General features: G+C 65.2%; 5 protein-coding genes. All 5 read left to right on the forward strand.

What is annotated here, in order from left to right:
- The first annotated feature begins 679 nt into the window (after positions 1 to 679).
- The 5 genes from LB453_RS05965 (at position 680) to LB453_RS05985 (ending at position 24,533) form a co-directional block, all read left to right on the forward strand.
- Positions 680 to 1,456 (forward strand): EAL domain-containing protein, encoded by a 777-nt coding sequence (locus LB453_RS05965; RefSeq protein WP_224481616.1) that lies wholly within the window; start codon positions 680 to 682, stop codon positions 1,454 to 1,456.
- 236 nt (positions 1,457 to 1,692) lie between these two features.
- Positions 1,693 to 19,608 (forward strand): Ig-like domain-containing protein, encoded by a 17,916-nt coding sequence (locus LB453_RS05970; protein ID WP_103794749.1) that lies wholly within the window; start codon positions 1,693 to 1,695, stop codon positions 19,606 to 19,608.
- A 190-nt stretch (positions 19,609 to 19,798) separates the two neighbouring features.
- Positions 19,799 to 21,139, forward strand: coding sequence for a TolC family outer membrane protein (locus LB453_RS05975; RefSeq protein ID WP_224481617.1), 1,341 nt, complete (start codon positions 19,799 to 19,801; stop codon positions 21,137 to 21,139).
- The gene (locus LB453_RS05980; RefSeq protein WP_103794751.1) at positions 21,136 to 23,316 is read left to right on the forward strand and encodes a type I secretion system permease/ATPase; all 2,181 of its coding nucleotides are present in this window, start codon (positions 21,136 to 21,138) and stop codon (positions 23,314 to 23,316) included. The genes LB453_RS05975 and LB453_RS05980 overlap by 4 nt, the downstream gene beginning before the upstream one ends.
- Entirely contained in the window at positions 23,313 to 24,533 is a 1,221-nt protein-coding gene (locus LB453_RS05985) for an HlyD family type I secretion periplasmic adaptor subunit (RefSeq protein ID WP_103794752.1), read from the forward strand. The genes LB453_RS05980 and LB453_RS05985 overlap by 4 nt, the downstream gene beginning before the upstream one ends.
- Positions 24,534 to 24,635: the final 102 nt, after the last annotated feature.

Below are 24,635 nucleotides of genomic sequence, written 5' to 3' on the forward strand. Positions count from 1 at the left end.
GGGGCCCGGCAGCCTCTTTTCCCGCCTGCAATCTCCCTTTTTACCGGTTTTGTGAGCGCTATCACTTTTTCGCCCCGGTTAAGCTTCGTAAAGACTCGCGTTTTACCCTGGATTTACAACGTCGCTGAATTTTTCAGGAAAAACGAGGCGTTAGCGTTGGTCTTTGTTCAGAGCGTCTTGATCGTTAAATTTATTGCCTGTATGGCTGATAATTTTCAGGCTTATATATTACTAAATTTAAACAATATAACTAAAGCAGAATTAGGAGTGGGCGTTTCTTTTCTGACGCTTTCTGGAAATCACGGCTGTTTTCGCTCCAGATAAAATTTATCAGCGAAAGTGATGTTTGTCGCAAGTGTATATATATTTTTATCAATAAAAACATATGAGTAGATATTTTTGATTTCGTCAAGTCTGGAGTAGAGATTAATTTAAGGCATGTTTTATGATTTTTTTTGGCAAAAAATATCTTGCTGCCGCCTTTATTGATTGGTTATGTCTATTGAATTTCCAGTCCGGTTTGGCTTAAATCTATTTTTCAAAATGTAAGTTGTACGTTAGCATCAGTTTAAGGTGTTAAGAATCTTCAGGGTTTTCTTAACGTTCATATGAGTTTTCCTGACATTTCTGCTGCTGCTTACAGGCGGCTGACTTATCAGGTTGAGCGGGTAGCAGCAGAATGGGTCGCCAACTACATCTTCGTCAGCATTACGTTTTTTTGCTCGACCCGATTCATGCTCCCTCAGGGAAAGTGATAGCGTGGGAGCTGCTGACGCGCTTTACGCCGGATCGCGGCATGCCTGAACTGGCGGAAGCCAGCAGCGAACATCATCTGTTTGACTGCCTGCTTGAAGCGGAAAAGTGGCAGCTGTTTCAGCTGCAGCTAAAACAGCTTGAGTCGCTTTATAAAAGCGGTTTTACGCAGCTTGTTAGCCTGAATATCGATGGCGATATTATTCGCGGCATTTTAAATAGTGAGGCGATACAGCAGAGGCTGGATCGGCTGCCGCTACTGCGTCTCGAAATTTCCGCCTTATTCACCGAACGCTATCGCGCTGCCGATCGTCTGCTGCTGCAAAAGCTGGCAGGTATTACCCCGGCGTTATTATGGCTGGACGATTTTGCCGCGGGTGGTTCAACGCTGTCGATGCTCAGCAGCGGCCTGTTTGAATATGTCAAAATCAGCCGTGACTTCTTCTGGAAATATGGCGAAGGCTACGCCTTTGATACGCTGCTTAATCATGTAAACGATTTCAGCAGCGGCGTAATCGTCCAGGGCATTGAAACAGAAAGGCATCTGCAACGGGCGGCGCATAAACAGATTATCGGCCTGCAGGGCCGCCACTGGCAGGCGCGCGCTATGGCAGATGTCATTGATCACACTACAAAAGTATTTCCATCCAGAACCATAAAAAAACAGCCGTCTGCTACCGTCAGCTACCCTAACTTTTTATGATATGCCGCCTGTTTCCGTTATTACGGAAGCGGGCTAGCCCTTTGTGGTTATTAGAAAAATAAAAGTGATTCCCTCACCAGGATAAAGACTCAACACGGCTCAGTGCGATTTCGTCAGACAGATGGGATCGACAAAGAGGGGAGTGAATAGCACACAGCGTTATTCACGGAAAACCGGGATCTCAGGGTGCCGGGCATTTTTATGAATATTAATAACCTCAATGGGATATACATAACATGAATAATATCTCAGTAACGCCTAAAGGCGGTACTATCGCCTCGCAGCTGAGTGGCAGCGACGTCAATTTGTCCACTCCAAGTGTGGTTAAACTCAACCTCAATCGATCTGACATCAAATCTTTCACGCGTAACGGCAACGATCTTATCGTTACCACCAACTCTGGCGAAAAGGTTGTTATTCATAATTTTTATGGCCCGGCAGGTGAAAGCGACCTGGTGCTGCAGGATGACAAGGGCGCGCTCTGGTGGGTTGAAGATCCCGGCCAGCAGGGGTTCCAGTATATCTCTATCGACAGCACTGAAGGGCTGCTGGCCGAGAACCTGACCAGTGACAACACCATTGCCGCCTTTGGTATCGGCGGTGCGGCGCTGGCCGGTATCGGCGCGCTGTTCGCCGCTAACGGCGGCGGTGGTGGTGGCGGTGGAGATGGTACCGACGGCGGCGATAATACCGGCGGCGGCACGGGCGGCGGCGACAATGGCGGCGGCACAGGCGGCGACGGCGGCACAGGCGGCGACGGCGGTACAGGCGGCGACGGTGGCACGGGCGGCGGCAACAATGGTGGCGGCACAGGCGGTGGCGATACCACCGCGCCCGGCGCGGCTACGAATCTGGTGATTAGCGACAGCGTCGGCAGCACCCAGGGCGCCATTGCCGCAGGCGGCGTCACCGATGACAATACGCCCGTCTTAAGCGGAACCGCGGAAGCGGGCGCCACCATCAGCGTATATGACAACGGCACGCTGCTGGGAACGGCAATCGTCAATGCCGACGGCAGCTGGAGTTTTACCTCCCCGACGCTGGCGGATGGCCAGCACAGCCTGACGGTAACGGTCACTGACGCTGCAGGTAATATTAGCAGCCCCACCGACCCGCTAAACTTTACCGTTGATACCCTGGCGCCGACGCTAACCGACGTGAGCGCGACCAGCGACAACGGCGCGGTCCTGACGCCCATCGCCGCAAACGGCGCAACAGCCGACGCAACGCCGACGCTGCAGGGCACGGCCGAAGCGGGCAGTACCATTACGATTTCCGATAACGGCACCGTGTTGGGCACGGTTATCGCAGGCAGCGATGGCCGCTGGTCTTTCACCCCCGCCGCGCTGAGCGAAGGCAGCCATACGCTGAGCATTACCGCTGCCGACGCCGCAGGCAACGTCAGCCCGGCAACCACGCTGACCTTTACCGTCGATACTATCGCGCCGGACGCCGCCAGCAACCTGCAGCTGACCGATGACGTCGGCGACAGCCAGGGGCCGCTCGCTTCCGGCAGCTCCACCGACGACAATACACCAACGCTGAGCGGCCAGGCCGAAGCGGGCAGCGTCGTTAGCGTCTATGACGGCGCAAACTTACTGGGCACGGTTACGGCCAATGCCGACGGCAGCTGGAGCTTTACCACACCGGCGCTGAGCAACGGCAGCCACAGCCTGACGGCGACCGTGACCGATGCGGCGGGCAACGTCAGCGCGCCGACGGCGGCGATCCAGATCAACGTCGCAGCGGATCTACCGCCGGCCACCAGCTCGCTGGAAATCACCGATGACAGCGGCAGCACCCTGGTGCCGCTGGCCGATGGCGCAGCCACGGCGGATAACACCCCGACGCTCAGCGGCCTGACTACCGCGGGCGCGCTGGTCACCCTCTATAACGGCGACGCGGCGATCGGCAGCGTCACCGCCGATGCGGCAGGCCAGTGGAATTTCACCCCCGCCGCGCTGGCGGACGGCAGCTACGCCTTCCGCGCAGATACCACCAATGCGGACGGCACCATTTCCTCCTCGCCGGTGCTGACTATCACCATCGACACCCTGGCGCCGACGGCTCCGGCCGATCTGCAGCTGGCTAATGATGACGGTGCAGCGGTGGCCGCTGGCGGCGCAACAAATGACAATACCCCGACCCTGAGCGGAAGCGCTGAGCCGGGCAGCAGCATCACCGTACGCGACGGCGACACCCTGCTGGGCACGGCAACCGCAGGCAGCGACGGCCGCTGGAGCTTTACCTCCAGTGCGCTCTCTGACGGCAGCCACAGCCTGACCGCCACCGTAACCGACGCGGCGGGCAACGTCAGCGCGCCTTCCGCGCCGCTGATCTTTACCGTCGATACGCAGGTGCCGGAGGCGGTCAGCGGTCTGGTGGTCACTGATGACGTCGGCGACAGCACCGGCCCGCTGGCGTCAGGCGCCACTACCGACGACGCCACCCCTGTTCTGAGCGGCCAGGCGGAGCCCGACTCGCTGCTGACCATTTACGATAACGGCATCGCGATCGGCAGCCTCACGGTCGGTACCGACGGCAACTGGAGCTTTACCACCCCGACGCTGAGCAACGGCGCCCACAGCCTGACCCTGACGCAGACCGATGCGGCAGGCAACGTCAGCGCGCCGTCCGCGCCGTTCGATTTCACCGTCGCAGCCGGCGAGCCGCCGGCTGCCAGCACGCTGGTTATTACCGACGACAGCGGCAGCGCGCCGGTCGATCTGGCCGATGGCGCCAGCACCCGCGATACCACGCCGGTACTCAGCGGCGTCACCTTCGCCAACGCGCTGGTAACGCTCTATAACGGCGACAGCGTCATCGGCAGCGTCACCGCCGATATCAACGGGCAGTGGAGCTTTACCCCCGCCGCGCTGGCAGACGGCACCTATGATTTCCGCGCCAGCGTCACCGACGCCGCAGGCAATATTGCCGACTCCGCCATCCTGTCGGTCACTGTCGACACCGTCGCGCCAACAGCCGCAGCGGGCGTCTCGCTGGTCGACGCCAGTGGCGATCCGATTGCCAACGGCGGCCTGACCAATAACAGCGCGCCGGTGCTGAGCGGCACGGCGGAGCCGGGCAGCGTCGTTACCGTCTCTGACGGTGATACGGTGCTGGGCAGCGCCACCGCTGGCCCGGACGGCAGCTGGAGCTTTACCTCGCCGGTGCTGGCCGACGGCAGCCACAGCCTGACGGCGGTGGTAACCGACGCGGCCGGCAATGCCAGCGCGCCAACCGCGCCGGTAGCCTTTACCCTGGATACGCAGGCACCGGCCGCCGCCGCCGATCTGGCGCTCAGCAGCGACAGCAGCGGCGTCTCCACGCCGGTCGGCGCAGGTGCCACCACCGGCGACGCCTCGCCGGTGCTGAGCGGCAGCGCCGAGCCGGGCAGCATTGTCACGGTTTATGACGGCGACGCCGTGCTCGGCAGCGCGACCGTTGGCGGAGACGGCCGCTGGAGCTTTACCGCCGCAGGCCTTGCCGACGGCGACCACAGCCTGACGACCACCGTAACCGATACGGCGGGCAATACCGGACCGGCCTCTGCACCGATCGCCTTTACCGTTGATGTGACCGCGCCGGATGCGGCCACCGCGCTGGTCGTCACCGACGACGTGGGCGACGCGCAGGGCGAACTCGCCTCAGGCGACACCACCGACGACAGCACTCCGACCCTGAGCGGCACGGCGGAGGCCAGCACCATCGTCAGCGTCTATGACGGCGACACGCTGCTCGGCAGCGTGACCGCGGGCGCTGATGGCAGCTGGAGCTTCACCACGCCGGCGCTGAGCAACGGCGCGCACAGCCTGACCGTCACCGTTACCGACGCCGCAGGCAACGTCAGCGCGCCGACCGCGGCATTCGACCTCACCGTTGACGCCAGCGTACCGCCCGCCACCAGCTCTCTGGAGGTGACCGACGACAGCGGCAGCACCCTTGTCACCCTGGCTGACGGCGACAGCACCCGCGATACCACGCCGGTGCTGAGCGGCCTGACCACCGCCGGGGCGCTGGTGACCCTCTATAACGGCGACGTGGCGATCGGCAGCGTTACCGCCGATGCGGCGGGCCAGTGGAGCTTTACGCCAGCGGCGCTGGCGGACGGCCCCTACGCCTTCCGCGCCGACACCGCCAACGCGGACGGCAGCGTGACGCCATCGCCGGTGCTGAACGTCACCATCGATACCGTCGCCCCCGCGGCGGTGACTGACGCCACCCTGACCGACGCCAGCGGCGCGCCGGTAGCGGACGACGCCGCTATCAACAGCCCTGCGCCGGTGCTGAGCGGTACGGCGGAGCCGGGCAGCATCGTTACCGTGTCTGACGGCGACACTGTGCTGGGCAGCGTCGCCGCTGGCCCGGACGGCAGCTGGAGCTTTACCACCCCGACTCTGGCCGAAGGCGGCCACAGCCTGACGACTACCGTGACCGATGCGGCGGGCAACGTCAGCGCATCCTCCGCACCGCTGGTCTTTACTCTGGATACCACCGCGCCGCAGGCGGCCTCTGGCGTCACCGTGACGGATAACGCTGGCGATCGCCAGGGGACACTGACGTTCGGCGACACCACCGACGACAGCACGCCAACCCTGAGCGGCACGGCGGAGGCGAACAGCATCGTCAGCGTCTACGATGGCGACACCCTGCTGGGCACGGCGACCGCTGACGGCAGCGGCAGCTGGAGCTTTACCTCGCCGGTGCTTGCCGACGGCCCACACAGCCTGACTACCACCGTTACCGATACGGCAGGCAACGTCAGCGCGCCGACTGCGCCTTTCGACCTGACCGTGGCGGCCAGCCAGCCGCCTGTCTCCCTGACGCTGGCCGTCGCTGACGACAGCAGCGGGGCGCCAGTGGATCTCGCCGACGGCGCCAGCACCCGCGACGCGACGCCGGTGCTGAGCGGCGCAACCAGCGCCGGACTGCTGGTGACGATCTATAACGGCGACGCGGCAATCGGCAGCGTCATCGCCGACGCTAACGGCCAGTGGAGCTTTACCCCCGCTGCGCTGGCAGACGGCACCTATGATTTCCGCGCCAGCGTCACCGACGCCGCGGGCAATATCACCGATTCCGCTCCTCTGACCATCACCATCGACACCGCCGCGCCGGCAACCGCCACCGGGGTTGCGCTGGTAGATGAGAACGGCGATCCGATCGGCGGCCTTACTAACAACAGCGCGCCGGTGCTGAGCGGCACGGCGGAGCCGGGCAGCGTCGTTACCGTCTCTGACGGCGATACGGTGCTGGGCAGCGCCACCGCTGGCCCGGACGGCAGCTGGAGCTTTACCTCGCCGGTGCTGGCCGACGGCAGCCACAGCCTGACGGCGGTGGTAACCGACGCGGCCGGCAACGCCAGCGCGCCAACCGCGCCGGTCACCTTTACCCTGGATACGCAGGCACCAGCCGCCGCCGCCGATCTGGCGCTCAGCAGCGACAGCAACGGCGTCTCCACGCCGATCGCCGCAGGCGCCACCACGGGCGACGCCTCGCCGGTGCTGAGCGGCAGCGCCGAGCCGGGCAGCATTGTTACTGTTTCTGACGGCGACGCCGTGCTGGGCAGCGCCACGGTCGGGCAGGATGGCCTCTGGAGCTTTACTTCGCCAGCCCTGGCCGACGGCAGCCACAGCCTCACCGCGACGGTGACGGACGCGGCGGGTAACACCGGGCCGGCTTCTGCACCGCTGCTGTTCAACGTTGATGCCACCGCGCCGGAGGCCGCCACAGGCGTGGTTGTCACCGATGACGTGGGCGACGCGCAGGGCGAACTCGCCTCAGGCGACACCACCGACGACAGCACGCCGACCCTGAGCGGCACGGCGGAGGCCAGCGGCATTGTCAGCGTCTACGACGGCGACACGCTGCTCGGCAGCGTGACGGCAGGTACTGACGGCAGCTGGAGTTTCACCACGCCGACCCTGAGCGATGGCGCGCACAGCCTGACCGTCACCGTTACCGACGCCGCAGGCAACGTCAGCGCGCCGACCGCGGCGTTCGATCTTACCGTTGACGCCGGTCTGCCGCCTGCCACCGCCTCGCTGGTGGTCACCGACGACAGCGGCGGCACCCTTGTGAATTTGACCGACGGTGCCACAACGCGCGATACCACGCCGGTGCTGAGCGGCCTGACCACCGCCGGGGCGCTGGTCACCCTCTATAACGGCGACGTGGCGATCGGCAGCGTTACCGCCGATGCGGCAGGCCAGTGGAGCTTTACGCCCGCCGCGCTGGATGAGGGGGTCTACGCCTTCCGCGCCGACACCGCCAACGCGGACGGCAGCGTGACGCCATCGCCGGTGCTGAATATCACTATCGACAGCGTCGCGCCGGATGCGGTCAGCGGCCTGCAGCTAAGCAGCGACGCCAGCGGCGCGCTGGTGCCGGTTACCACGGGCGCTACCAGTGATACAACGCCTGTGCTGAGCGGCACGGCAGAGCCGGGCAGCATCGTTACCGTTTCCGACGGCGACAATGTACTGGGCAGCGTCGCCGCTGGCCCGGACGGCAGCTGGAGCTTTACCACCCCGACCCTGGCCGAAGGCGGTCACAGCCTGAGCGCCACCGTGACCGATGCGGCGGGCAACGTCAGCAGCGCCTCTGCGCCGGTTGTCTTTAACGTCGACAGCACGCCGCCAGCGGCCGCGGGCGATCTGGTGCTGAGCGACAGCCGCAGCGGCACGCTACAGCCGGTAGGGGCAGGGGGATCGACCAGCAGCACCACCCCAACCCTGAGCGGCAGCGCCGAGCCGGGCAGCACCGTCACTGTCTCCGACGGTGACCAGGTGCTCGGCACCGCCACGGTTAACGCCGACGGCAGCTGGAGCTTTATTACCCCAGCGCTGAGCGAGGGCGGCCACAGCCTGACCGCCACGGTGACCGATCTGGCGGGCAACAGCGGCCCGGCTTCCGAACCGCTGGCCTTTAACGTTGACACCACCGCGCCTGCGGCGGTGAGCAGTCTGGTGGTCACTGACAACTACGGCGAGGCCACAGGCCAGCTCGCCTCAGGCGACACCACCGACGATCGCACCCCGACCCTGACCGGTCAGGGCGAGCCAGGCGCGCTGGTAACCATTTATGACGGCCAGACCGTGCTGGGTTATACCACCGTCGACACTGACGGCAGCTGGAACTTCACCACGCCGACGCTGAGCAGCGGCGCGCACAGCCTGACGACCACCCTCACCGACGCGGCAGGCAACGTCAGCCCGGCGTCTGACGCCTTCGCGCTGACCGTTGACGGCGATCTGCCGCCGGCGACCACGCCGCTGGAGGCGGTCAATGAAAGCGGTACTACCGCCGCGCCGCTGAACGACGGGGCCGTCACCAATAACGACAGTCCGGTGCTGAACGGCCTCGCCGCTCCAGACAGCGTGGTCACGCTCTATGACGGCGATACGCTGCTGGGCAGCACCACGGCAGACGGCAGCGGCCAGTGGTCTTTCCGGCTCTTCTCGCTGGCGAACGGCCCGCACGCCTTCTATGCCACCATCGTCCGGCCGGACGGCACCACCAGCAACGCCGGTCCGCTGAACATCACCGTCGATACCGTTGCGCCGGACGCGGCCGATAACCTGCAGCTCACCGGCGACAACGGCAGCACCAGCGCGCCGCTTGGCGACGGCAGCGTTACCCGCGACGACTCCCCGGTACTGAGCGGCACCGGCGAGCCGGGCAGCACCGTTGCTGTTTCCGACAACGGCAGCCTGCTGGGCACCGCGACCGTGGACGCTAACGGCAACTGGCGCTTTACCTCGCCGGTGCTGGCGGAGGGGCCGCACAGCCTCACCACCACCCAGACCGACCTGGCCGGTAACGTCGGCCCGGCCTCCGCGCCGCTGACCTTTACCGTCGATACCACGCCGCCAGCCGCCGCCAGCGGCCTGGTGGTAAGTGATGACGTCGGCGGCAGCCAGGGGCCACTGACCTCTGGCGACACCACCGACGACAACACGCCGACCCTCAGCGGCCAGGCGGAGGCGGGCGCGCTCGTCAGCGTCTATGACGGCGACGTACTGATCGGCACCGTTACGGCGGATGGCGCGGGCAACTGGAGCCTGACCACCGCCGCGCTGAGCAACGGCAACCACAGCATGACCGTGACCGTGACCGACGCGGCGGGCAACGTTAGCCTGCCGACGCCCGCCTTTAACCTGAATGTTCAGGCGGATCTGCCGCCGGCCACCGTTTCTCTGCAGGCGACCGACGACAGCGGCAGCCAGCTGGTCCCGCTGGCCGACGGTGCCGTCACCTCCGATGCGACGCCGGTCCTGAGCGGGCTTGCGACGGCGGGCGCGCTGGTCACGCTCTTTAGCGGTGATGCCGTACTGGGCAGCGTGACGGCCGACGCCGCGGGGCAGTGGAGCTTTACGCCTGCGGCGCAGGCGGACGGCACCTATACCTTCCTCGCCAGCTACACCGATGCCACCGGCAACCTGGTTGAGTCCGCGCCGCTGACCCTGACCATCGATACCACCGCACCCGCTGCCGCGACCGGCGTGACGCTGACGGACGCCAACGGCGATCCGATCGCCACCGATACGCCGACCAGCAACAGCGCGCCTGTACTGAGCGGCAGCGCCGAGCCGGGCAGCACGGTAACCGTCTCTGACGGCACTACCGTGCTGGGCACCACTACGGCAGGCACCGACGGCAGCTGGAGTTTCACTACCCCGACGCTCGCTGACGGCAGCCACAGCCTGACCGCCGTGGTCACCGACGCGGCCGGTAACGCCGGCCCCGCCTCCGCGCCTGTGGCCATCACCGTTGACACTCAGCCGCCGTCTCTGCCTGCGGACGTGGTGTTGAGCGACAATGGCGCACCGCTGGTTTCGGGCGACGCCACCAACAATGCGACGCCGCAGATGAGCGGTATCGCTGAGCCGGGCAGCACTGTTGTGGTGTCTGACGGCGACACCGTGCTCGGCAGCGTCACGGTGGGCGACGACGGCAACTGGAGCTATACCACGCCGACGCTGGCCGACGGCGATCACAGCCTGAGCGCCGTGGTCACCGATGCGGCGGGCAACAGCAGCGCCAGCACGACGCCGATTCTGGTCACGGTAGACACCGCGCCGCCGGCGGCGGCGACCAACCTGCAGATCAGCGACGACCAGAGCGGCACGCCTGTGCCGGTCTCCGGCAGCGTAACCAGCGATCCAACGCCGGTGCTGAGCGGCACCGCTGAGGCAGGCGGCATCGTTACCCTTTATGACGGCGCAACCGTGCTCGGCTCTGCGGCGGTGAACAGCGACGGCAGCTGGAGCTTTACGTCGCCGGCGCTGAGCGAAGGCGACCACAGCCTGACCGCGACCGTCACCGATGCGGCGGGCAACGTCGGGCCAGCTTCCGACCCGCTGACCATCACCATCGATACCACGCCGCCGGTTGCGGCGACCGATCTGCTGCTCAGCAGCGAGAGCGGCGCGGCTATTCCTGCGGGCGGACTCACCAACAGCGACACGCCGGTGCTGAGCGGCAGCGCCGCTGCGGGCAGCCTGGTTACCGTTTCTGACGGCGACACCGTGCTGGGATCGGTTACCGCCGATGCCGACGGCAGCTGGAGCTTTACCTCGCCTGTACTGAATGACGGCTCGCACAGCCTGACGGCGACCGTGACCGATAGCGCGGGCAACGTCAGCGCGCCGACCGATGCGCTGAGCTTTACGGTAGATACCCTGCCGCCGGATGCGGCGCTGGGCCTGTCGCTGACCAACGATCAGAGCGGCACCACCATCCCGGCAAACGGCACCACCAGTGACGCTACGCCGGTGCTGAGCGGCACCGCGGAGCCGGGCGGCGTAGTCACCCTTTACGACGGCGATACTGAACTTGGCTCTGTTGCGGCAGGCGCAGACGGCAGCTGGAGCTTTACGCTGCCCGCGCTGGCGGCGGGTGAACACAGCCTGACCGCCGTGGTCACCGATGCCGCGGGCAACGCTGGCCCGGCGTCGGCGGCCTATCCCTTCAGCGTCGATTTAACTCCGCCAGCGGCGGCGCAGGATCTGGTGCTCACCAATGACGCCAGCGGCACGGCGATCGCGGCGGGCGGCCTGACCAACGACACCACGCCGGTGCTGAGCGGCACCGCTGAGGCGGGCAGCACCGTTACCGTCTCCGACGGCACGACGGTGCTGGGAACGGCCACGGTCGGCGGCGACGGCAGCTGGAGCTTCACCTCGCCAGCGCTGAGCGAAGGCGCGCACAGCCTGAGCGCGGTGGTAACCAACGCCGCCGGCAACAGCAGTGCGCCGTCTGCGTCGATCGGCTTTACGGTCGACACCGCCGCGCCTGCGGCGGCGACCGGACTGGTGCTGACCAACGATGAGAGCGGCGTCGCCGTAGCGGCAGGCGGCGCGACCAGCGATGACACCCCGGTACTGAGTGGCACGGCGGAGCCGGGCGGCACGGTCACTGTCTCTGATGGTGCGGTTGTGCTGGGCACGGCGACCGTCAACGCTGACGGCAGCTGGAGCTTTACCTCACCCGCACTGGCCGAAGGCGCGCACAGCTTCACCACCGTTGTCACCGATGCGGCGGGCAACGTCGGGCCAGCCTCAGAAGCCCTGGGCTTCAGCGTGGATACCACTCCGCCTGCGCTGGCGGCTAACGTGCTGGTCAACAACGACAGCGGCCAGACGCTGACGCCGATCGCCGACGGCAGCGTGACCAATGACGCCACGCCGGTGCTGACCGGCACCGCTGAGGCGGGCAGCATTGTCACCGTTTATGACAACGATACGCTGCTTGGCTCCGTCTCGGTTGGGGCAGAGGGCAACTGGAGCTTTACTACGCCGACGCTGGCGAGCGGGGCGCACAGCCTGAGCGTGAGCGTAACGGATGCGGCGGGCAACAGCAGCGGCAACACCGCACCGATCGACTTTACCGTCGATACCGCCGCGCCTGAAGCGGCGACCGGGCTGACGCTCACTAACGACGCCACCGGGGCGACAATCCCTCCCGGCGGCCTGAGCAACGACAACACGCCGGTACTGAGCGGCACGGCTGAAGCGGGCACGCTGGTTACCGTTTTCGACGGAACGGCGGTGCTCGGCAGCACCACCGTAGACGGCAACGGCAACTGGAGCTTCACCGCGCCGACGCTTAACGACGGCGCCCATAGCCTGAGCGCAGTGGTCACGGACGCGGCGGGTAACGCCAGTCCGGCCAGCGCCGCCGTCGCGCTGAACGTGGATACTCAACCGCCTGCGGCCGTAACCGCTCTGGCGCTGAGCAACGACAGCGGCGCGACGCCGACGGCTATCCCGGACGGTGGCCTGACCCAGGACAATACGCCGGTGCTGAGCGGTCTCTCCGAGGCGGGCGGCACGGTTAACGTCTACGACGGCACGACGCTGCTCGGCAGCGCCGCGGTCAACGCCGACGGCAGCTGGAGCTATACCCCGACTGCACTTGACGACGGCACCTATACCTTCACCGTCACGCCTGTCGACGCGGCAGGCAACGCTGGCGCGTCCGCCGCCATTAGCGTGGTTATCGACGCCACCGCGCCCGAAACGGCGGCGGATATCGTCCTCAACAGCGATAACGGCGCGACGGCGGTGGCAATCGCTGACGGCGACACAACCAGCGACAGCACGCCACAGCTGAGCGGCAGCGGCGAGGCGGGCAGCATCGTTACCGTCTATGACGGCAGCAGCGCCCTCGGCACCACCACGGTCGGCGCGAACGGCCTGTGGAGCTTCACGGTGCCGGCGCTGAGCGACGCCACGCATAGCCTGACGGTGACTCTCACCGATGCGGCAGGCAACACCAGTCCGGCTTCAGCGGCGATCGATTTTACCGTCGACACCCTGGCGCCGGATCTCTCAACGCTAACGGTCAGCAGCGACAACGGCCCGGAAACGGTGGTGCTGACGCCGAACGCCGCCACCAGCGACAATACGCTGCTGCTGGCGGGCACGGCGGAGGCCAACAGCCTGGTCACCATCTATGACGGCGACGTGGCGATTGGATCGACGACGGCAGACGGCCAGGGCAACTGGAACCTGACCACGCCGCCGCTGGCGGACGGCAGCCATGCCCTGAGCACCACGGTCACTGACGAGATCGGCAACGTCAGCGCGCGTTCTGACGCCTTTACCTTTGTGGTTGACGTCACGCCGCCGGAACCGGCTGGCGCACTGACGCTGCGTAACGACGCCGGCACTACTATTGCCGACGGCGGCATCACCAACGACGGCACGCCAGCCATCAGCGGCACGGCAGAGGCGGGCAGTCTCGTTACCGTTTATGACGGCACGACCGCGATTGGCTCGGTGGTGGCGGGCGGCGACGGCATCTGGAGCCTGACGCCAGCGGCCGCGCTCTCCGACGCCGCGCATACGCTGAACGTCACCGTGACCGATGGGGCAGGCAACGTCAGCGCCACCTCTTCCGTTACGCTGACCGTGGACACCACGCCGCCGCAGCCGGTTGCGACCTTTGATATCTACGATAACAACGGCGCGACGCCGGTATTGATCGGCAATGACGGTACCACCAACGACGACACGCCGGTGCTGCGCGGCACCGCCGAGGCGGGCGCGACGGTCAATATCTATGAGGGTAGCGCTCTGATCGGCACCGCCACGGTGAACGCCAGCGGCGTCTGGCGCTTCGAGACCGGCACGCTGACCGAGGGGCAGTACAGCTATACCGTCTCGGTCACCGACGCGGCGGGCAACACCAGCGCCGAGGCGCTGCCTTACACCATTAACGTCGATCTCACGCCGCCAGCGGCCATCACCGATTTGGCGGTGAGCGACGACGCGGGCGCCACCACCGGCCCGCTGGCCAACGGTGCAGTCACCGACGACAACACCCCGACGCTGAGCGGCACGGCGGAGGCTGGCAGCCTCGTTACCCTTTATGATGGTGATACGCTGCTGGGCTCGGTGACGGCGGATGGCGGCGGTGCCTGGAGCTTTACTACCGGCGCACTGAGCAACGGGCCGCACAGCTTTACCGTGACGCAGACCGATGTGGCGGGTAACGTCGGCACGGCAAGCGCGCCATTCACTATTACCATTGAGAATGGCCTGCCGCCGACCACCAGTACGCTGCAGCTTACCGACGACAGCGGCAGCACGCTGGTCAGTCTCTCCAGCGGCGATTCCACCCGCGATACCACGCCGGTGGTGAGCGGCACGGCAAGCGCTGGCACCGTAGTGACCATCCTTGATGGCACCACCACGCTGGGCAGCGTCACCGTCGGTTCGGGCGGCGTGTGGAGCTTTACGCCAGCGGTGCTGGCGGAAGGGGCGCACAGCATTAACATCACCACGGTAGATGCGACCGGCAACCCCGGCGCGTCGGCTGGCCCCATCGCCATTACCGTTGATACCACGGTGCCGACCACCGCCAGCGGTCTGCTGCTGAGCAACAACAACGGCGCCACGCCGACGGAGATCGCCAGCGGCAGCGCCACCAACGACAACACGCCGCAGTTGAGCGGCACCACCGAAGCGGGTGCGCTGGTCACCGTCTATGACGGCGACACCGTTATCGGCTCCACCACGGCGGGAGCGGACGGCGCATGGAGCTTCGTCTCGCCGCTGCTGACCAACGGGCCGCACGCGCTGAGCGTGACGGTAACGGATGTGGCGGGCAACCTGAGCGACCGCTCTGCCGCCATCGACTTTACCGTAGATACCATTGCGCCTGCGACGGCCACCAACCTGACCATCACCAACGACGCCACCAATACCACGGTGCCGAACGGCGGCTTCACCAATGACGACACGCCAGTGGTCAGCGGCACCGCCGAGGCGGGCAGCCTGGTCACCATCTATGATGGCACCACGGCGCTTGGCTCCGTTACGGCGGACGGCGGCGGCAGCTGGCGCTTCGTCTCCAGCGCGCTGGGGCAGGGCACGCATACGCTGAGCGCACGCGTCACCGACGCGGCGGGCAACGTCAGCGTATCGTCCGGCACCGCGACGGTGGTGGTCGATACCCTGGCGCCAGCGCCTGTTACGACGCTGACCGCCAGCAATAACAACGGCACCACAGCGACGCCGATCGCCAGTAACGGCACCACCAACGACAGCACGCCGGTGCTGACAGGGACGGCGGAGGCGGGCAGCCGCATCCTTATCTCTGACGGCGACACCCTGCTGGGCAGCGTAACGGCGGGCAGCAACGGTCAGTGGAGCTTCACCACGCCGACGCTGGCCGACGGCCCGCATACCCTGAGCGTGACCGCCACCGATGCGGCGGGCAATGTCAGCGAAGCCGCGCTGCTGACCTTTACGGTTGCGACCGCCGCGCCAGCGCCGGTCGCCGACCTGACGGTTAGCGATAACGTTGGGGCGACGCAGGGCAGCCTGGCAAACGGCGCGGTGACTGATGACAACACGCCAACCCTTAACGGCACCACTGGCGCAGGCAACATCGTAGCCGTCTACGACGGCACGACGCTGCTTGGCACGGTAACGGCGGGGGCGAACGGCGCATGGAGCTTCACCACCGGCGCGCTGAGCAACGGCGGACACACCCTGAACGTGACGGTGACCAACGCAGCGGGCAACACCAGCGCCGCGACATCGTTTAACCTGACGGTGGATACCGTCGCGCCAGCCGCATCGACGCTGGTGGTCACCAACGACGCCGCCAACGTGACGGTGCCGAATGGCGGAACCACCAACGACAATACGCCGGTACTGAGCGGTACAGCGGAAGCGGGCAGCGTGGTCACGCTATATGACGGCGCGACGACGCTGGGCACCGCCATCGTCGGCACGGGCGGCGCCTGGAGCTTTGCTCCGGGTACCCTCGCTGAAGGTGCGCACGCGCTGCGCGTGACGGTGACCGATCCGGCAGGCAACGTCAGCGGCGCCACCACGGCCAGCATTGTGGTGGATACCACGCCGCCTGCGGCCGTGACCCTGGCGGCCAGCAACAATAACGGCACCACGCCGGTGCCGATCGCCAACAACGGCAGCACCAACGACAGCACGCCGGCGCTGACCGGCAGCGCCGAGGCGGGCAGCCGCATCACCATCACTGACGGCACCACGGTGCTGGGCACAGTGACGGCGGGCAGCAACGGCCAGTGGAGCTTTGTCACGCCGACGCTGGCGGATGGCGCTCATACCCTGAGCGTGACCGCCACCGATGCGGTCGGCAATACCAGTTCGCCGACCACCCTGACGCTGACCGTCGATACCACGGCCCCAGCGGCGGTCACCAATCTGACGGTAAGCGACAACGTCGGGACGATTCAGGGCAGCCTGGCAAACGGCTCCGTCACTGACGACAACACGCCGACCCTGAGCGGCACGGCGGAAGCGGGCGCTATCGTGGTGATCTTTGACGGCACCACGGCGCTCGGTTCTACCACCGCAGGCGCCAACGGCGCGTGGAGCTTCACCACCGGCGCGCTGAGCAACGGTGTGCATCCGCTAAGCGTGACGGTGCGCGACGCGCTGGGCAACACCAGTGCCGCCTCGGCCACGGTCTCCATTAACGTGGATACGGTGGCGCCGTCTGCCTCGACGCTGCAGATCGTTAACGACGTTACCGGCACGGTGGTAGCGAACGGCGCATCGACCAGCGACAGCACGCCGACCCTGAACGGCACGGCGGAAGCGGGCAGCCGCATCAGCATCTTTGATGGCGGCACGCTGCTGGGCACGGTCACGGCAGGCAGCAGCGGCGCGTGGAGCTTTACCACCAGCGCGCTGGCGCAGGGCTCGCATCCGCTGAGCGTGACGGTCACCGACCTGGCAGGCAACGTCAGCAGCGCTACCGCGTCTACGGTCATTGTCGATACCACGGCACCCGCGGCGGTAACCGCTCTGACGGTAAGCAACAACAACGGCAGCACGCCGGTGACGATTCCTAACGGCGGCGTCACCAACGACAACACCCCGCTGCTGAGCGGCAGCGGTGAAGTCGGCGCGCGCATCAGCGTCTATGAGGGCACCACGCTGTTGGGCACCACGACGGTAGGCAGCAACGGCCAGTGGAGTCTGATTAGCCCGACGCTGAGCGGCGGCGCGCACACCCTGACCGTCACCGCGACCGATGCGGCGGGCAACGTGAGTCCGGGGGTCAACACCACCCTGACCATCGATACCACCGCGCCGGCGGCCAGTACCCTGGTGATCACCAACGACTCGGTTACGCCAGCCGTAACGGTGCCGAGTGGTGGCGCAACGCGCGACACCACGCCGGTCCTGAGCGGCACGGCGGAAGCGGGCTCAACCGTCACTATCTTTGACGGCACTACGCTGCTGGGCAGCGTAGTGGCGGGCAGCAGCGGCGCCTGGAGCTTTACCACCGCCACGCTGTCGCAGGGTACCCATGCGCTGAGCGTCACGGTCACGGATACGGCCGGCAACGTTAGCGGCACCACGGCGGCAAGCGTGGTGGTGGATAGCGTGGCGCCGACGGCGGTCAGCGGGCTGGCGATCAATTCAGCGGGCACCACGCTGACCGGCAGCGGCGAAGCGGGCGCGACGGTAACGGTACGCGACGCGGGCGGCAACGCCATCGGCAGCGGCACCGTGGCGGCCAACGGCAGCTTCTCGCTGACGCTGACCACCGCGCAGACCACTGGCGCAACGCTGTCGGTGACCCAGGCCGACCGCGCGGGCAACGTATCGCCTGCCGCGACGGTACTGGGCGCCATCCGCGTGGTGGCGGCCAACGACACCACCGAAGTGGATTACAGCACCCAGACCGGCACCATCACCAACGCCAATACCAGCACCAGCGGCGTGGCGTTGCTGAGCACGAACCTGGGCAGCACGCTATCCCTTAGCGTGCTGCAGAGTGCCGGTGCCTATCAGTTCAGCGTCGGCGCGGGCGATACCCGTACGGTGACGCTGCACGCGTCGGCCACCAGCCTCGTGGCGCTGACCTCGACCTATACGCTCTACCTCTATCAGCAGCAGGCGAATGGCACCTGGGTGGTGAAATCGAGCAACGCCAACTACATCTCTACCTTCCTGACGATAGGGACGCAGACGGGCGGCAACGTCACCTATAGCAACCTTGGCACCGGCAACTACGCGGTGCTGCTGGGCACCAGTACTGGCGCAAGCGTCCTGCCTGCCACCACCATTACCACGACGTCAGATATCACGACGCTGGCCGTCACGGTGGCGGCGACCGTAACGGGTAACCTGCTGGCGAACGACACCAGCTCGGTGGCGGGCACGATCCCAGCAGGCACGCAGGTGACCACGGTAGGCAGCAGCGCCATCGCAGCGACCGGCAATACGGTGATCAACACCACCTACGGCACCCTGACCATCGACGCCAGAGGTAACTACACCTATGCGCTGAAAGCGGGCCTGGATGCCGATACGGTGCCAGCCACCGACGTGTTCAGCTATTCGGTGCGCGACGCCAGCGGCACGGTGACCACGGCCACCCTGACCGTAGGTCTGCACAACGGCCCGTCCGCGACGCTCTTCTCAATAAACAGCCTGTTTGTTGAATCGAGCGGCGATGACGGCACCACCGCAAGCGGCAGCATCTACGGCGACAGCACCGCTGCGCACACCGGCGCGCTGAGCATCACCAACGAGGCGGGGCTGACCACCGCCGTCAGCAGCAGCGGCATTACGCTGGTGGCGGGCGACTACGGCACCCTGAGCATCACCGCCGATGGTCACTACACCTATGCCCTGAACTCGGCGGTTAACGCGCAGGATATCGCGCATAAAGAGGTGTTCAGCTATAGCCTGACGGCAGCCGACGGCACCGTGACCACCAACAGCTTCACCATTGACCTGCATCCGCTTATCACCGGAACCGCAGGCGCGGATGCGCTGACCAGCAGTGCCTATGACGACACCCTGACTGCCGGAGCGGGCGCCGATACCCTGGTGTATCACCTGCTCAACAGCGCGGATGCCGTCGGCGGCAACGGGCACGACACCTGGACCGATTTCTCTGTCGCCGACGGCGACAAGATCGATATCAGTAGTCTGCTCGTCGGCTGGAACGACGCGACCAGCAACGTCAACGACTTCGTGAAGGTCGACCATACCGCAGATGGCAATACCGTTCTGTCGATCGATCGTGACGGCACCGGCACCGCCTACAGCAGTACGCAGCTGGTCACGCTGGAAGGGGTCAACGTATCACTGGAGGAGCTACTGCAACAGCCGCACCAGAACCACACGGTCTGATCGCCGTGATGTCTGGCAGGGAAGCATTATCGGGCGCAGGGATGCGCCCCTTTCTCTAACTGACGAGTGGAAAACGATGGATCGGATGCAATTAAGCGCAATATATCGCCGTTCTTTTAAGCTCAGCGTTCTCTGTGCTGGCATCGCTTTTTTTACAACTTCTTCCGCTCTGGCGGCCAGCAGCGATCTGATGCAGACGGCCAGCCAGATCACCGCCACCGGCCTGGCAAAACAGCAGGATCTGCCCTCTTTAACCGGCGAAAGCGCCGAACCGGCGCTGGCACGCGTGCCCGACTCCCTGACCATTAATCAGGCGGTGCAGCGGGCGATCCAGTGGCATCCCGATATCGCCGAAGCGGTGGGAAAGCTGCTTGAGCAGGCGGATCAGGTGGACGTGGCGAAAGCCAAATACTATCCGCAAATCAGCAGCGGCATGAACAACGGCTACAGCAACAGCTACAGCGAGAAGGGCTACAGCCCGTCGTTCGTGCTGTCGGTCTCCCAGATGCTCTATGACTTCGGCAAGGTCAGCAGCTCGGTGCGCTCCGCCGAGGCGGGCGTCGCCCAGCAGCAGGCTAACGTGCTGGTGAGCATCGACACCGTGGCGCACGACACGGCCGCGGCGCTGGTGCAGGTGCAGGGCTATCAGCAGCTGGTGAAGATCGCCCAGCAGCAGCTGGAAGCGCTGATGAAAATCGGCGATCTCGCGCGCCAGCGTAATAATGAAGGGGCCGCCTCGCTCTCTGACGCGACGCAAACCGACGCGCGTATTGAAGGGGCGCGCACCGTACTCACGCAGTATCAGGCGAACCTTGACCGCTGGCGCGCCACGCTGGCGACCTATCTCGGCTGGCCGCTGGTGAAAAAGGTCAGCGACGACTTTCCTGCCAGCCTGATGCGCTCATGCGAGGCCGCGAAAAGCGACGACCGCACGATTCCGGCGGTGCTCGCCGCCTGGGCGCAGGCCAACGAGGCGCAGGCGAAGCTGGACAACGCCAACGCGCAGATGCTGCCTACCATTTCGCTGGAGCCGCAGGTCACGCACTACCTTAACAACCACTACGCCAGCAGCGAGACCCTGGATCGCACGCAATATTCCGCCTGGGTCAAAGTCGAGATGCCGCTCTATCAGGGCGGCGGCATGACCGCCAGCCGCAACGCCGCCGCCAATGCGCTGACCGCCGCCAACGCGGCGGTGAACTCGGCGCGGCTGAAGGCGCGCCAGCAGCTAAACGAATCGCAGAGCCAGTCGCAAAGCCTGGCGCTCAGCCTCGCCATTCAGGCGCGGCAGCAGCAGCTAGGGGAGAAAACTCAGCAGCTTTATCAGGACCAGTATCTGCAGCTCGGCACCCGTCCGCTGCTCGACGTGCTTAACGCCGAGCAGGAGGTGTTCCAGACCCGCTTTACGCTGCAGCAAACCATCAGCCAGTTGCGCGCGCTGCAGCTCGACTGTCTTTACAGCACCGGCCATATGCGGTCGGCGTTCGCCCTGAATAATCAGCGGATCCAGTCCGTGGAGATCCAGCCATGACGCAAATGCAGCTTCCAGATTCGCCCGCCGGCAAGCCCGAGGGGGCAGAAGGCGGGGTGCCGCTTCAGGGCTGGGCGACAGCCATTATCCTGATCGCCGCTCACTATCGTCTGCCCTGTTCGCCGGGCATGATCCTCGCCGCCAGCGAATGGCAGGGCAAACAGACGCGCGACAAGGCGCTGCGCCATCTGGCGCGCCAGGCGGGGATGTCGCTGCAGCTTTATCAGGATAATAAGTGGGAGATTAACCACTGGCGGCTGCCGCTGGCGGTGGAGCTGACGGACGGCCAGGTCGGGGTCATCGTCAGCTTCGACGGCGAAGATGAGGTGCGGGTACACTTCAGCGGCGATGAACAGCCGACGCCGCTGGCGCTGGCAGCGCTGTTACCCGATATCCGCTTCGCCGCCGCCTTTCGTCCGCTCACCGCCGCTAAAGACAGCCGCGTCGATCGCTATCTGGAGACCCTTAAGCCCGACTGGCTGCGGCGGCTGGTGCTGCGCGATCTGCGCCCCTACGGCTACGTGATGCTGGGATCGTTTCTCATCAACCTGCTGGCGCTGGTGGGCATCATCTTCTCGATGCAGGTCTATGATCGGGTGATCCCGGCCCAGTCCTATCCCACGCTCTACGTGCTCTACGGTGGGGTCGTTATCTCGGTGATCTTCACCTATATCCTGCGCGTCGCACGGGATCACGTCACCGATCTGCTCGGCAAGCGCGCCGATATGCGCGTCTCCGATCGGGTGTTCGGCCATGCGCTGCGGCTGCGCAACAGCGCAATTCCGCGCTCTACCGGCACCTTTATCTCTCAGCTGCGCGAGCTGGAGGCGATCCGCGAAATGGTGACCTCCACCACCGTCAGCTCTATCGTCGATATGCCCTTTTTCCTGCTCTTTATGTTGGTAATGGCGATTATCGCGCCGCAGCTGGCGTGGATCGCACCGGTGGCGGTGATCCTGATGATCCTGCCCGGCGTGCTGAAGCAGAAAACCCTGGCAAGGCTGGCGCATCAGTCGCTGAAAGAGTCGACGCTGCGCAACGCGGTGCTGGTGGAGAGCGTGCAGGGGCTGGAGGATATCAAGCTGATGCAGGCGGAGGATCGCTTTCTGCAGCAGTGGAACAGCTATATTCGCATCACCGCGCAGTCCGGGGTGGAGATGCGCAAAGTGATGCACTCGCTGATCAGCTGGGGCGTGACGGTGCAGGGGCTGGTCTATGCCAGCGTCATTGTTATCGGCGCGCCGATGGTGATCAACGGCGATATCACCACCGGAGCCATCGTCGCGGCGTCGCTGCTCTCGTCGCGCATGATCGCGCCGATGGGCACCCTGTGCGGCGTACTGGCGCGCTGGCAGCAGGTCAAGGCGGCGAAAACCAGCCTTGACGCGCTGATGGCGCTGCCGGTTGAGAACAGCAAGGACGAAACGCGTATTCACTGTCCGGTGCTGTTCGGCCACTACCAGTTCAGCGAGGCGATGTTTCGCTACTACAGCGACTCCGCCACCATCGCGCTGCGCATTAAAAGTTTGACCATCAAGCCGGGCGAGCGGGTCGCCGTGCTGGGCCGCAACGGATCGGGCAAATCGACCCTGCTACAGGCGATGATCGGCGGCATGGATCTGGTGGGAGGCGAGCTGCGGCTCGACAACCTGAGCCTGCCGCATATCGATCTTGCCGACGTGCGGCGCAACGTTGGCCTGATGACGCAGAACGCGCGGCTGTTTCACGGCACCCTGCGCGAAAACCTGACGATGGGGGCGGCGCACGCCAGCGACGAGGCGATCTTTGCCGCGCTGACGGTAAGCGGCGGGGCTGACTTTATTCGCCGCCTGCCGCTCGGCCTCGATCATCCGGTGATGGAGGGCGGCGTCGGGCTTTCCGGCGGGCAGCGGCAGTCGGTGCTGCTGGCGCGCATGCTGCTGCGCGATCCCAATATCGTGCTGCTGGATGAGCCGACCGCCTCGCTGGACGATCACACCGAAAAAGAGTTTATCGAACGGCTCGGCCATTGGCTCAACGGCCGCACGCTGGTGGTGGCGACCCACCGCGCCGCTATCCTCGCGCTGGTGGATCGCGTGCTGGTATTAAAAGAGGGACAGCTGGTGATGGACAGCCCGAAAGAGAGCGCGCTGCCGCCGGCGCGGCCGACGCTGAATCGCCCGGAGGATCAGGCATGAGCGAGCTATCGACAAAACTGCGGCTGGTGGCGCCCGAAGCGGAGACCTCAGACGATCTTAACGGCGATCTGCATTCGGAGAGCTACTACAGCGGCTCGGTGCGCCTGATCGTCATCAGCTTCTTTCTGCTGCTGGTCGGGCTGATCTGGGCGTGGTTCGGCGTGCTGGATGAGGTATCGACCGGCACCGGCAAGGTGATCCCCAGCTCGCGCGATCAGGTGCTGAGTTCGCTGGAGGGCGGGATCCTCGCCGAGCTTAACGTGCATGAAGGGGATCGGGTCGAGGCGGGGCAGATCGTGGCGAAGCTCGATCCAACCCGATCCGTCTCCAGCGTCGGCGAAAGCGCGGCGCGCTACCGGGCGGCGCTGGCGGCCAGCGCGCGGCTCTACGCCGAGGTGAACGATCAGCCTTTGCGCTTTCCCGACGAGCTGAAAGCTTTTCCCGATCTGATCGCCTCGGAAACCCGGCTCTACACCACCCGACGCGCGCAGTTAAAAGATGCGACGGCGCAGATCCAGCAGTCGCTTGCCCTGGCCAACCGCGAACTGGGCATTACCCAGCGTCTGGCGAAAAGCGGGGCCGCCAGCAGCGTTGAGGTGCTGCGGCTGCAGCGCGACAAGTCCGATCTGGAGCTGAAGCTTACCGATATGCGCTCGCAGTACTACGTGCAGGCGCGCGAGGATCTGGCGAAGGCGTCGGCGGAGGCGGACAGCCTGGCGCAGACGGTGAAGGGGCGCGAAGATACCGTCAGCCGCCTGACGCTGCGCTCGCCGATGCGCGGCATCGTGAAAAACATCAAGGTCACTACCGTCGGTGGGGTGATCCCGCCCAACGGCGAGCTGATGAATATCGTGCCGATGGATGACCGCCTGCTGATCGAGGCGCGCCTCTCGCCGCGCGATATCGCCTTTATCCATCCCGGCCAGCAGGCGCTGGTGAAGATCTCCGCCTACGATTACGCTATTTACGGCGGGCTGCACGGCGTAGTGGAGAGCATCTCGCCCGACACTATTCAGGATGAGGTGAAGCCGGAGATCTACTACTACCGCGTCTTTATCCGCACTGAGACCGACTACGTGCAGAACAAAGCGGGACGCCGCTTCGCGATCAGCCCCGGCATGGTCTCCACGGTCGATATTAAAACCGGGGAGAAAACGGTGATGGACTATCTGGTCAAGCCGTTTAACCGCGCCAAAGAGGCGCTGCGGGAGCGCTAATGTCAGCGCGACAATCTGGTTTCAGGCGCGTCGCACATTGCAGCGCGCGCCGAACTCCGCAATAATTGCGTAAAATGCGGTAACGCAAACATCCCTTCCTCG

It is taken from the genome of Pantoea agglomerans (assembly GCF_020149765.1).
Taxonomy (GTDB): domain Bacteria; phylum Pseudomonadota; class Gammaproteobacteria; order Enterobacterales; family Enterobacteriaceae; genus Pantoea; species Pantoea alvi.

Bases quoted from the DNA above. Each gene is read 5' to 3' on its own strand.
- LB453_RS05975 (WP_224481617.1), top strand. From the start codon at position 19,799: ATGCAGACGGCCAGCCAGATCACCGCCACCGGCCTGGCAAAACAGCAG.
- LB453_RS05965 (WP_224481616.1), top strand. From the start codon at position 680: ATGGGTCGCCAACTACATCTTCGTCAGCATTACGTTTTTTTGCTCGAC.
- LB453_RS05980 (WP_103794751.1), top strand. From the start codon at position 21,136: ATGACGCAAATGCAGCTTCCAGATTCGCCCGCCGGCAAGCCCGAGGGG.
- LB453_RS05985 (WP_103794752.1), top strand. From the start codon at position 23,313: ATGAGCGAGCTATCGACAAAACTGCGGCTGGTGGCGCCCGAAGCGGAG.
- LB453_RS05970 (WP_103794749.1), top strand. From the start codon at position 1,693: ATGAATAATATCTCAGTAACGCCTAAAGGCGGTACTATCGCCTCGCAG.